Here is a 12366-nt window from a genome sequence, read left to right on the forward strand (position 1 = left end):
AAACCTCCTTCGCGCCGCGACCTGTGGTCAGAGTCTGGGCCGATCCTCACGGACGACCGCCACCGCACCGGCCGGCACCGTCAGCTCACCGGCACACCGCGCACCGGTCAACAGCTCGACGCCGGCCGCCGGGAGCCGGATCTCCGCCTCGGTGTGGTTGATGACGAACAGCCAGGTGCGCTCGCCGTCGCGCCGGCGTACCGCCTCCACTCCGGGCGGCGCCGGTGCCGCCGGGCGCACGCCGGCCTCGTCGACGAGCCGGGCGACCAGCCGCTCGGTGGCCGACTCGTCCAACCGGGTGCCGACATACCAGGCGGCGCCGTCGCCCACCCGGCGCCGGGTCAGCGCCGGCACGCCCGGCAGGGGCCCATCGGTGTACGACGCGAGCACCTCCGCGTCGTCCGCGTGCAGCCACTCGGTCCACACGTCGGCGGTGCTGCCGTCGTCCAGGTGGACCTGCTCGCCCTCGCGCAGCGGGAAGAACTCCTCGGTCCGTACGCCGAGCAGCTCCCGGAACGCGCCGGGGTAGCCGCCGAGGCGGATGTGGTCGTTGGAGTCGACGATGCCACTGAAGTAGGTGACCGCCACGGTGCCGCCGCCCTCGACGTAGCGGTGCAGTGCCGCGACGTCGGCGTCCCGGACCAGGTAGAGGGTCGGCACCAGAACCAGCCGGTAGCCGCTCAGGTCGGCCGACGGGTGGATCACGTCGGCGGTCACGCCGGCCTTCCAGAGTGCGCGGTAGAGGGCGTTGAGTCGGTCGTCGTAGGTGACGTCGGCGCTGGGGTGGGAATCCAGCTCGACTCCCCACCACGCCTCCCAGTCGAACAGGATCGCCACGTCGGCGTCGACCCGACTGCCGCGTACCTCCGCGAGGGCCTTGAGGTCCGCGCCGAGTTGGCAGACCTCGCGGAACACCTTGGTGTCCGGCCCGGCGTGTGGCACCAGCGCGGAGTGGTACTTCTCGGCGCCGAACCGGGAGGCGCGCCACTGGAAGAACAGCACCCCGTCGGCCCCGCGGGCGACGTGCGCCAGGCTGTTGCGGCGCAGTTGACCGGGCAGCTTGGCCACGTTGCGCGGCTGCCATTGGACGGCGCTCGTGGAGTGCTCCATCAGCAGCCACGGATCGCCGCCGGCGACGCCCCGGGTGTGGTCGGCGGCGAGCGCCAACCCGAGGTGCGCCTGCGGGTCGGCGGCGGTCAGGTAGTGGTCGTTGGACACCAGGTCCACGTCGTCGGCCCAGGACTGGTAGTCCATGTCCTTGACGCCCATGCCGATCATGAAGTTGGTGGTGATCGGCTGGCGGACCAGGGTCTTCAGGACCTCGCGTTCGGCGCGCAGTTGGGCCCGCAGTTCGTCGGAGGAGAAGCGCAGGAAGTCCAGCTGCTGGGTGGGGTTGGCGAAGGCCGTCACCGTGCGCGGCGGGTTGATCTCGGCCCAGTCGCCGTAGCGCTGACTCCAGAAGGCGGTGCCCCAGGCGTCGTTGAGCCGGGCCAGGTCTCCGTAGCGCGCCCGCAGCCAGCGGCGGAACGCCTCGGCGCTGACGTCGCAGTAGCAGTGCGCGTTGTGGCAGCCCAGCTCGTTGGAGACGTGCCACAGCACCACGGCGGGGTGTTCGGCGTACCGGCCGGCGACCGCCCGCACCAACTCCAGCGATCGCTCCCGGAACACCGGTGAGCTGGGGCAGTACGCCTGTCGGCCGCCCGGCCAGAGGATCGTGCCGTCGGCCTGTCGGGGCAGCGTCTCCGGGTGCGCGCGGGCCAGCCACGGCGGTGGGCTGGCGGTGGCGGTGGCCAGGTCGACCTGGATCCCGCCGTCGTGCAGCAGGTCGAGCACCCGGTCCAGCCAGCCGAACTCGAACCGGCCCGGGGTGGGCTCCAGCAGGGCCCAGGAGAAGATGCCGACCGAGACCAGGTTGACCCCGGCGCGGCGCATCAGCTCGATGTCCTCGGACCAGGTCTGCTCGGGCCACTGCTCGGGGTTGTAGTCGCCGCCGAAGGAGATGCCGTTTCCGTGCCATTGCCGCATGAGAGCTGAGGGTGCACGTCGCGCGCCAGCCAAGTCAACAGTTTCCAACATTGATTTCGTCTTCCACGCCTACCGAGTAACGGGCGCATCAACACGGGGTTATCGAGGTGAACTGCCCTCTTGACAGCGCCTGACCGAGGGGTAGCTTGAGGCTCCACTGGCCGACCACGTTGACCAATGTGGATTATCGGTGGATTTCGATGGGTGATCACGGCTGCCTGACCATGGGAGCGTCCGGAGGATGACGATCCTGCACCTGCGCCGCGCGCGGACCAGCCTGGTGCTCGACGCGCGGGGCCCGGGGCTGCCCCGGGTCGTGCACTGGGGCGGCGACGTCGGCGACCTCGACGACGATGCCCTGCGCCAGCTCGCCGAAGCGACGGTGCCGCCGGTGGTGCCGAGCAGCTTCGACGCGCCGCCCACGCTGTCTCTCCTACCGGAGGCGAGTGCCGGCTGGGGCGGCCGGCCGGGACTGGCCGGGCACCGCGACGGACGGGACTGGTCCACCGCGTTCCGCCTCGACGGGTTGGACGTGTGCGACATCGGCACCGACCCGGGTCACCTGGCTGCGGGCGGGGAGGTGGTGGGCGTACTCCCGACCGACGGTGGGCACGACGCGCCCGGCGCGGCGCTGCTGACCGTGCGGGCGTCGGACCCGGCCGCCGGGCTGACCCTGACCTGCGAGATCACGCTGGACCGGCACGGGCTGCTGACCATGCGGCACCGGCTGCGCAACGACGGCGGCAGCGTGTACGAGCTGCGGGAGCTGACGCCCGTGCTGCCGGTGCCGGCTGTCGCCACCGAGCTGCTCGACCTGACCGGCCGGTGGTGCCGGGAACGGTCCCCGCAGCGACACCCGTGGCCGCACGGCGCCTGGGTCCGCGAGGGCCGACACGGACGGACCGGGCACGACGCGACGCTGCTGCTGGTGGCGGGCACCGCAGGGTTCGGCTTCGGCCACGGCGAGGTCTGGGCGGTGCACACGGCGTGGAGCGGCGACCACGTCACCGTCGCCGAGCGGCGTCCCACCGGCGAGTCCACCCTCGGCGGCGGCGAGTTGCTGGCCCCCGGCGAGATCCGGCTCGGCCCCGGCGAGTCGTACGAGACTCCCCTGCTCTACGCCGTCTGGTCCGACGACGGGCTGGACGGGCTCAGCGACGTACTCCACTCGCACCTGCGGGCCCGGCCCGGCCACCCGCGCTCCCCCCGACCGGTGACCCTGAACGTCTGGGAGGCCGTCTACTTCGACCACGACCTGGACCGGCTGCGGGCCCTCGCCGACCGGGCCGCGCAGATCGGCGTGGAGCGGTTCGTGCTCGACGACGGCTGGTTTCGCGGCCGGCGCGACGACACCGCCGGCCTCGGTGACTGGTACGTCGACGAGGGCGTCTGGCCCGAGGGTTTGCAACCGCTCATCGACCACGTGACCGGGCAGGGCCTGCGGTTCGGTCTGTGGGTCGAACCGGAGCTGGTCAACCCCGACTCCGACCTGTTCCGGGCGCACCCGGACTGGCTGCTGGCCGTGCCGGGCCGGCTGCCGCCGCCGTGGCGCAACCAGCAGGCGCTCGACCTGGGCCGCCCGGAGACCTACGACTACCTGCTGGAGCGCCTCGACACGCTGCTCACCGCCCATCCCGGCATCAGCTACCTCAAGTGGGACCAGAACCGGGACCTCACCGAGGCCGGGCACCACGGCCGTCCCGGGGTGCACGGGCAGACCCTGGCGGTCTACCGACTCCTCGACGAGGTGCGCCGCCGGCACCCGGGCGTGGAGGTCGAGAGCTGCTCGTCCGGCGGTGCCCGGGTGGACCTGGCCATCCTGGCTCGCACCGACCGGGCCTGGGCCAGCGACTGCAACGACGCCCTGGAACGGCTCAGCATCCAGCGCTGGACCGGGCTGCTGCTGCCACCGGAGCTGATCGGCACGCACATCGGCCCGCAGCGCTCACACACCACCCGCCGCGTACACGACCTCGGCTTCCGGGCGGCCACCGCGCTCTTCGGCCACCACGGCATCGAGTGGGACATCGCGTCGATCAGCGCCGCCGAGCAGACCGAACTGGCCGCCTGGGTGGCACTGCACAAGCGGCTGCGCCCGCTGCTGCACTCCGGGCGGGTGGTCCGGGTCGACCACCCGGACCCGGCCGTCTGGGCGCACGGCGTGGTCGAGGGCGACAAAACCCGAGCGGTGTACGCGGTGGCCCGGCTGGCCACCTCGGTGGCGCAGACCCCGGGCGCGGTACGGCTGCCCGGCCTCGACCCGGCCCGGCGGTACCGGGTGCGACAGGTGGCGGACGTACCCGCCCCGGCGACGATCGAACGGGCCGCGCCGCCATGGCTGGCCTCCGGTGTCACCCTCAGCGGGGCGGCGCTGGCCCGGGTGGGCGTGCAACTGCCCGCGTTGCACCCGGAGCAGAGCCTGGTGCTGGAGGTCGACGCGGTCGGCTAGAAATTTTTCCGCCGGAGTGTCGAGAACGGCGGTGCCGGCTTCTACCTCAGGGTGAGAGCACCGACGACGGTGCGCGGACGTGAGGGGCGAACCATGAAGTACATGCTGCTGATGCAGTTCAGCGCCGCCGGGACCGACTTCCCGAGCATCGACACCTGGACCCCGGACGAGGTCCGGGCGCACATCGCGTTCATGGGCGAGGTCAACGACAAGCTCACCGCCGCCGGGGAGTGGGTCGATGGGCAGGGGCTCGGCGGTCCGCAGCAGGCCCGGATCGTCCGCGCCGGTACGGGCGGTGCGCCGGTGGTCACCGAGGGGCCGTTCGCCGAGACGAAGGAGTTCCTGGCCGGCTTCTGGATCGTCGACTGCGACAGCCCGCAGCGGGCCGTGGAATTGGCCGCGTACATCTCCACCGCACCCGGCCCCGGGGGCCGTCCGCTGAACATGCCCATCGAGGTGCACCCGGTGATGTCCGCCCCACCGCAGGAGCTGTGAGGGCTGACTACCGATCCCCGCGTCGAGGACCTGCTGCGCGAGCTGGCGCCGCAGGTCCTCGGCGTGCTCGCCCGCCGTTTCGGTGACTTCGCCACCGCCGAGGACGCCGTGCAGGAGGCCCTGCTGGCCGCCGCCACCCAGTGGCCGATCGACGGGTTGCCGGCGAACCCGCGCGGCTGGCTGGTCCAGGTCGGTTACCGCCGAATGATCGAGCTGGTCCGCGGTGAGCAGGCCCGGCGCCGCCGCGAGGACCTGGTCGCCCGCCGAAACCCCGACGACCAGCGGTACGCCCCGGCCGCGGACGAGGAGTTGACCGCCGAGCGGGACGACACCCTGGTCCTGCTGATGCTCTGCTGCCATCCGGCGCTCGCCCCGACGTCGGCCGTGGCGCTGACCCTGCGCGCCGTCGGCGGGCTGAACACCGCCGAGATCGCCCGCGCGTTCCTGGTGCCCGAGGCGACGATGGCGCAGCGGATCAGCCGAGCCAAGCAGCGCATCCGCGCATCCGGGTTGCCGTTCCGGATGCCCGAGGAGGTGGAACGGGCCGAGCGGCTGGTCGCCGTCCGGCAGGTGCTCTATCTGATCTTCACGGAGGGGCACACCAGCACCGCAGGCCCGGACCTGCGCCGCATCGACCTCGCGGCGGAGGCGATCCGGCTGGCCCGTGCGTTGCACGCGCTGCTGCCCGAGGACAGCGAGACGGCGGGGCTGCTGGCGTTGATGCTGCTCACCGAGGCGCGCGGCCCGGCACGGACCGGGCCGTCCGGTGAGCTGATCTCCCTTGCCGACCAGGACCGCAGCCGCTGGGACGCGGCGGCGATCGCCGAGGGCGTCGCACTTGTCACACGTGCGCTGCCGCGCGGGCCCGTCGGCCCATACCAGGTGCAGGCAGCCATCGCCGCCGTGCACGACGAGGCACCGAGCACCGGGCAGACCGACTGGCCGCAGATCCTGGCGCTCTACGAGGTGCTGGGGCGGCTCGTCGACAGCCCGGTGGTGGCGCTCAACCGGGCCGTGGCGACCGCCATGGTGCACGGGCCGGCGGCCGGCCTCGCCGCCCTCGCCGCGCTGGCCGACGACCCCCGACTGGGCGGGCACCATCGGCTGCCCGCCGCCCGCGCCCACCTGCACGAGATGGCCGGCGACCGGGAGCAGGCGATCGTCGACTACCGGGCCGCCGCCGCCCACACGAGCAGCCTGCCCGAACAGCGCTACCTGACGATGCGGGCAGCCCGCCTCGCCGCCGAGCCCGTCGACCTCCGTGACGACACGATCTAACTGGCCATCTTGGACACTTTGCGTCAGCTCGTAACAGCGCGGAACGGAAAATGTCCAAGATCTACCCAGCCCGACGCGTTCATAGATCATCGACGACCAGGGGGAACACATGGCGTACGTGCTGCTGGGGATCGCGATCCTCGCCGAGGTGCTGGCGACCAGCCTGATCAAGAGCACCGCCGGGTTCAGCCGCCTCTGGCCGACGGTGGGCTGCCTCGCCGGGTACGCGCTGGCGTTCCTCCTGCTGGCCCAGGCCGTGAAGGAGATACCGGTCGGTGTCGCGTACGCCCTCTGGTCCGGTCTGGGGACCGCGGCGATCGTGGCGATCGGCGCGGTGTTCCTGGGCGAGTCGGTCGGGCTGGTCAAGCTCGCCGGCATCGCTCTGATCATCGCGGGAGTGGTCATCGTGAACCTGACCGGGGAGCACTGACCGCAGCCGTGTCGGTGATCCGGCGCGGCCGGGCCGGGCAGCTAGGGCGATGGATCGGCCCTCGCAACCGGTTCAGTTGACACGCCCGGACTCCGGACAGCCGCAACGGCCCGCGCGGACACGGGCCGTTGCGGGGCGGTCATCCCCACCACAAGGATGTGCGCCACCTCCGGCTCTTAACCGGTTAAGACCGACGGTAGGCAGGTCACCGTCATCCCGTCAAGCGCCCGCGAACCGGACGGGAGGGTTGACCCGGGCCGAGCGGGGTATCCCGGGAACGATCAGTCGGTGAAAGGGGAAACCAGGATGGTCAGCGTCGGCTACACCCTGATGGGCGAACAGGCCGGTCCCAAACAGTTGGTCGACCACGCGGTCCGCGCCGAGGCCGCCGGCTTCGACCAGCTGGTGATGTCCGACCACTACTATCCCTGGCTGGACTCGCAGGGCCACTCCCCGTACGCCTGGTCGGTGCTCGGCGCGGTCGCCCACGCCACCTCCCGCGCCCAGCTCATGTCGTTCGTGACCTGCCCGATCCGCCGTTACCACCCGGCCGTGGTCGCGCAGAAGGCCAGCACCATCGGGGCGCTCTCGGACGGCCGGTTCACCCTCGGCCTGGGTGCCGGGGAGAACCTCAACGAGCACGTGGTCGGCGGCTGGCCGCACGTGCAGCAGCGGCACGAGATGTTCGAGGAGGCGTTGCAGATCATCCGGCCGCTGCTCAACGGGGAGACGCTGACGTTCTCCGGCAATCACTTCGACGTGCCCGACGCGTACATCTGGGACCGCCCCCAACGGCCGGTGCCGATGGCCGTCGCCGCGTCCGGCCGGCAGTCCGCGACGCTGGCCGCCGAGTACGGCAACGGCATCATCTCCACCGAGCCCGACCGGCAGATCATCGAGATGTACGACGACGCCGGTGGCGCGGGCCAGCCCCGCTACGGGCAGGTGGCCATCTGCTACGGCCCCGACGAGGCGGAGTGCCGCAAGATCGTGCACGACCAGTTCCGCTGGTTCGGGATGGGTTGGAAGGTCAACGCCGACCTGCCCGGCCCGGAGTCCTTCGCCGCCGCCACCCAGTTCGTCCGGGAGGAGGACGTCGCCGAGGGCATCCCCTGCGGCCCGGACGTCGACGCGCACGTCGAGGCGTTCCGCAAGTTCGTCGACGCCGGCTTCACCCACGTGGCGATCATCCAGGTCGGCGGGGAGAGCCAGCCGATGTTCCTGGACTGGGCGCAGGAGCAGTTGCTGCCCCGGCTGCGGGCGTTGTGAGGCCGGGGCCCGGCGGCCGCTTCGGCCCGGCGCAACTGCGGCTCGCCATGGCCGCGCCCCGGCCGGCCGCCGGGCTGACCAGCGAGTGGCGGCTCGTCGACGGGCTGCGCACCCACACCCGGCGCAGCACGGGCCCGGAGACCGGGGCCCCGCCCGTGGTGCTGGTGCACGGCCTGGCCGTCTCGCACCGCTATCTCACCCCGCTGGCCGTCGCGCTGGCCGCCACCCATCCGGTGTACGTGCCGGACCTGCCCGGCTTCGGGCTGACCGAACACCCGGTGGGCGCGTACGACGTCCACCGGCACGCTGATCACCTGGCCGCCTGGTTGGCCGCGTACCGGCTGCCTCCGGTCTGCCTGCTGGGGCACTCGTTCGGTGCCGAGGTGGCCGCCTCGGTCGCCGCGAACCACCCGGAGGCGGTACACGCCCTGGTGCTCGCCGGGCCGACGAGCGATCCGGCGGCCCGGTCCCGGCGGGCCCAGTTCGGCAGGTGGCTGCTGGACACCCTGGGCGAGGCGCCGCTACAGGCGCCGGTGCTGGGCCGGGACATCTGGAACGCCCGGCCGTGGCGGGTCCTCGCGACGCTGTCGCACTCGGTACGCAACGCGATCGAGGCGGATCTGGTCCGGATCACCGCGCCGACCCTGATACTGGCCGGAGGGCGCGACCCGATCGCGCCGGCACGGTGGCGGGACCAGGTGACCCGGCTGGTGCCGGAGGCGGACCTCGTGGTCGTGCCCGGCGGCCCGCACAACGTGGTCGCGACCGCGCCGACAGCTGTCGCGGACGCGATCCGCCACCTGCTCGCCCCGCATCCCGCACTCTCGACAGGTGACGCTCATGCGCTTCGGTAACACGGAGATCCGCCCGCTCGGCGGTGGCGTCGGCTGCCTCCTGATGATCCTCTTCTCGATCGTCGCCTCGGTGGTGCTCACCGTGCTGCTCAACCTGGTGCTGTGAGGACGGCCGCGACCGCGATCCGCCCACTCGGCGGTGGCCCGGTCAGCGGCGTAGGCCCAGGGCGCTGAGCACCTCACGGGAGGCCAGCCGGGCCGGGTCGAGCACCGACCGGCGGGTCCACCGGGCGGCGGGCGCGACGGTGGCCCGCCAGGCCGCCCGGACGCCGTGCGCCACCGGCACGACAGTCACCGACCAGGCCCACCGGGCTCCCCGCAGCAACGGGCGCATGCCGTGCCGCCACACCCAGCGCAGCCCCTGCCCGAGCGGGCGCAACAGCAGGCGGTAGAACTGCCGCAGCACCCAGCCGGCCGACCACCACGCACCGACCACCACGGCGACGAGCAGCCGGCCGAACCCCACGACGACCCACCAGATCCCTCGGACCAACCCGACGAGCGCGGCGCCCACCGCCCCGGCGAGAGCGGCGACGCCACGCCACAGCAGCCGGCCGGCGGGGGTGAGCGCAGCGCCCAGCCAGCGCAGCGGCCGCCGGACCAGATGCTCGGCGAGCCACACCAGCACGCGCCCCAGAGCGACGAGAGGCGGACGCAGCCCTCGGCGGGCAAACCAGACCAGCGGTGCCCACAGCAGCGTGCGGACCAGCCAGGCGATGCCGTACGCCAGCCAGACCAGCGGCTGCCAGATCAGCGTGCGGGCCACCCACGCCAGGCCCCGTCCCAGCCAGAGCAGCGGAAGCCAGACGAGGGTTCGGGCCACCCAGCGCACCGGAACCCAGAGCAGGTTGCGGGCGCACCAGACCAGCGGGAGCCAGAGGAGTCGGTGCAGCGCCCAGCCCAGCGGGGACAGCAGCCAGCGGCGCAGGAACCGGCCGGCGGGGGTGAGCAGGCTTCGGTACACCAGCCGGCCGGCAGCCGCGACCAACTCCCAGAGCAGGCGTACCGGAAGCACCACGACCAACGCCACACCCCGCGCGACGGCCGCGACGAGCGGGAGCGCGACGGCGGCCGGCTCTGCCGTGTTCGCGGCTGGAGTGGCGGGGTGCCCGCTCGGCGGGCCGGGCAGCGGCGAGCGGGCCGGCAGGGGGTCGGTCACGGTGGGCACGGTAGCCGGCCCGCGCCAGGTCTCAGGTGTCGGTCGCGGCGGGGCCGAGATCGAGCGTGGTCAGCAGCGGATAGTGGTCGGAGGCGGTGTCCACGGTTGCGCCCCGGACGACCCGGCACTCCCGCGTCCGCCGCGCCACCGCGTGGGTGCCGAGCAGGTAGTCCAGTCGCATCCCGGCGAACTCGGCCCCACCGAGGCGGGTGGGCACGGTCAGGCCCTCCGCCTCGGCCGCCGCGGCGTTGACCGACGGCCAGAGGTCGACGAGGTCGGCGGCGAGCAACCGGGCGATCGCACGGGTGTCCACCTCGCCCCCGCCCCGGCGCAGGTGCCGCCGCCGGTAGAGGGTCGGCATCCCGGCCAGCCGCTCGGTGTGGTCCACACCCGGGTCGAGCGAGTTGAGGTCACCGGCGACGAGCGTCAACGGGCCCCCGGCCCGCCGCACCGCCCGGACCAGCCAGTCGGCCTCCATCCGCCGCCGTCCACCGGAGTACGGGTAGAGGTGCGTGCCGAGCACGGTGAGCGGGCCGGCGGTGGTCGCCACCACGACGCGGACGGCGGCGTGGTGGAACGGGCGGCGCAGCGTCCCCGCGTCGAGGACCTGGTACGGCGGCCGGACCAGCACCGCCACCGGCTGCCCGAGGCAGGACCGGGCCAGGTGCGGCGTCATCCCCACCCGACCCGCCACGCTGGCCATCAGCCCGTCGCGGTCGAAGCCGCGCAGCTCCTGGAGGGCCAGCACGTCCGGCGCCTGCTCGTCGACGACCCGGGCCACCTGGTCCAGCCGGTCGGCACCGCCGCGATCCCGACCGCCGGTGCGGATGTTCCAGGTCAGCAACCGCAGCACGGCGGGCGCTCAGTCGGCTCGGCCGGCCCGCGCCAGCTCGTCGTCGAGGGTGCCCACGTCCTCCGACTCGATGGCCGGTCGGTTGCCTTCCCTCAGGTCGGCGTTGGGGCGGATGACGAGGTAGAGCAGCCCGATCCAGAGCGCGGAGAGCAGGATCGCACCCATGAAGTCGGTCGGGTGGTGCATCCCCCGGTACATCCGGGAGGTGGCGACCCCGACCGGCATGAGCACGGCCAGCGCCACGAAGATCCACCGCCACCACCTGTCGGTACGCGGGAACACGATGACGGTGATCGCCAGCCAGACGCAGATGGTGGCCGCGATGTGCCCGGACGGGAACGACGAGGTGGGCATCTGCCCGTCGAGGTTCTCCACCGGCGGGCGCGGTCGGTCGACGGCGCGGGCCGAGGCGAGGAACAGGGTCAGCTCACCCACCATCGCCAACGCCAGGAAGAGCACCGGACGCCAGCGCCGCCAGACCGCCAGCACCAGTGGGCAGAACACCAGCGAGATGATCAGGATCGCGTGGGTGTCGCCGAACTTGCTCCACCACCAGCTCACGTCGGTCAACACGTCGGTGTGCCGCTCGGCGAACCACTGCGGCACCTCGGTGTCGAGGGTGTCGAAGAGGGTGCCCTTGGCGTGGTAGCTGACGTACGTGCCGAAGGCGTACAGCGCCCCGAACACGAGCACCCAGCCGACCAGCAGCTCGGCCAGCGCCGAACGGGGGTGGGCCAGCACGTGTTCCTCGGCCGGGGCGGCGGCGATGGCGTGCCCGGCCTCCGGCTCCAGGCCCTCGCTCAGCGACGGCACCGGACGCCCACGCTCACGACGCCACAGCCGGAAGGCGTACGCGGTGACGCCCAACCAGGCCGCGCCGAGCAGCCAGCCGGCCAGCACGTCCGAGATGTAGTGCACGCCCAACGCGATCCGGGTCAGGCCGATCACCGCCACCAGGACGCTGAAGCCGACGATCGCCGGCTTGCGCCAGCGCGGCGCCATGGCCGGCAGGAACACCAGCAGCAGGGCCCCGTACGCGACGATCGAACCCAGCGCGTGCCCGCTCGGGAAGCTGTTGCCGGGTGCGCTGGCGATCGGCACGTCCACCACCGGGCGGAGCCGACCGACGAGCGTCTTCAGCGACGGGTCGAGGATCAGGCCACCGACCCCGGTGACGATGAGGTAGACGGCCAGCCGCGGCTGCTTCCGGATCAGCAGCCCGACCACGGCGACGGTGACCAACCAGATGTAGATCGGTCGGCCGCCCAGGTCGGTCACCGCCTGCAGGACGGTGACGAGGGCGTGGTGCGGGGCGACGAGCCCGTTGAACCACTCGGCGACGGCGTGGTCGGCGTCCTGCAACGGGCTCCACCGCACCCGCACGAGCAGCAACAGCAGCCCGAAGGCCACCCCGGCGCCGGTGACGGCCGCCAGACCCGCGATGCTCCGCTCGGCGAAGTGACCGATCGGACGTCGCGCCATCTCTCTGACCGCGGTCACCCCGCACCTCCTTGTTCGGCTCTGGCGGGGCCGTTTTACCCGATCCGCGTTCGT

10 protein-coding genes are annotated in these 12366 nt (G+C 72.8%); 6 read left to right on the top strand and 4 right to left on the bottom strand.

Annotated features, from left to right (window positions below):
- Positions 1-27 precede the first annotated feature (27 nt).
- Entirely contained in the window at positions 28-2025 is a 1998-nt protein-coding gene (locus tag ACGFIQ_RS00625) for a beta-galactosidase (protein WP_393237205.1), read from the bottom strand.
- A 241-nt stretch (positions 2026-2266) separates the two neighbouring features.
- On the opposite strand from ACGFIQ_RS00625, the gene ACGFIQ_RS00630 reads away from it, so the two are divergent.
- The 6 genes from ACGFIQ_RS00630 (at position 2267) to ACGFIQ_RS00655 (ending at position 8800) form a co-directional block, all read left to right on the top strand.
- The gene (locus ACGFIQ_RS00630) at positions 2267-4474 is read left to right on the top strand and encodes an alpha-galactosidase (protein WP_393237208.1); all 2208 of its coding nucleotides are present in this window, start codon (positions 2267-2269) and stop codon (positions 4472-4474) included.
- Between the two features lie 93 nt (positions 4475-4567).
- Positions 4568-4969 (top strand): YciI family protein, encoded by a 402-nt coding sequence (locus ACGFIQ_RS00635; RefSeq protein ID WP_393237211.1) that lies wholly within the window; start codon positions 4568-4570, stop codon positions 4967-4969.
- Positions 4970-4972: 3 nt separating this feature from the next.
- Entirely contained in the window at positions 4973-6247 is a 1275-nt protein-coding gene (locus tag ACGFIQ_RS00640) for an RNA polymerase sigma factor (protein WP_393240222.1), read from the top strand.
- Between the two features lie 109 nt (positions 6248-6356).
- Positions 6357-6677 (top strand): multidrug efflux SMR transporter, encoded by a 321-nt coding sequence (locus ACGFIQ_RS00645; RefSeq protein ID WP_357556149.1) that lies wholly within the window; start codon positions 6357-6359, stop codon positions 6675-6677.
- A 306-nt stretch (positions 6678-6983) separates the two neighbouring features.
- Positions 6984-7946, top strand: a complete 963-nt coding sequence (locus tag ACGFIQ_RS00650) for a TIGR03557 family F420-dependent LLM class oxidoreductase (protein ID WP_393240225.1) — start codon at positions 6984-6986, stop codon at positions 7944-7946.
- Positions 7943-8800, top strand: a complete 858-nt coding sequence (locus ACGFIQ_RS00655) for an alpha/beta fold hydrolase (protein WP_393237215.1) — start codon at positions 7943-7945, stop codon at positions 8798-8800. The genes ACGFIQ_RS00650 and ACGFIQ_RS00655 overlap by 4 nt, the downstream gene beginning before the upstream one ends.
- Positions 8801-8948: 148 nt before the next feature.
- On the opposite strand, the gene ACGFIQ_RS00660 is transcribed toward ACGFIQ_RS00655, so the two are convergent.
- From ACGFIQ_RS00660 to ACGFIQ_RS00670, 3 genes are read right to left on the bottom strand one after another with little or no spacing between them, the layout of a single operon-like run.
- The gene (locus tag ACGFIQ_RS00660; RefSeq protein WP_393237218.1) at positions 8949-9959 is read right to left on the bottom strand and encodes a hypothetical protein; all 1011 of its coding nucleotides are present in this window, start codon (positions 9957-9959) and stop codon (positions 8949-8951) included.
- Between the two features lie 31 nt (positions 9960-9990).
- Positions 9991-10812 (bottom strand): endonuclease/exonuclease/phosphatase family protein, encoded by an 822-nt coding sequence (locus tag ACGFIQ_RS00665; RefSeq protein ID WP_393237221.1) that lies wholly within the window; start codon positions 10810-10812, stop codon positions 9991-9993.
- A gap of 9 nt (positions 10813-10821) precedes the next feature.
- Positions 10822-12312, bottom strand: coding sequence for a phosphatase PAP2 family protein (locus tag ACGFIQ_RS00670; protein ID WP_393237223.1), 1491 nt, complete (start codon positions 12310-12312; stop codon positions 10822-10824).
- Positions 12313-12366: the final 54 nt, after the last annotated feature.

The sequence above is a fragment of the Micromonospora sp. NPDC048898 genome (assembly GCF_043198035.1).
Lineage (GTDB): Bacteria > Actinomycetota > Actinomycetes > Mycobacteriales > Micromonosporaceae > Micromonospora.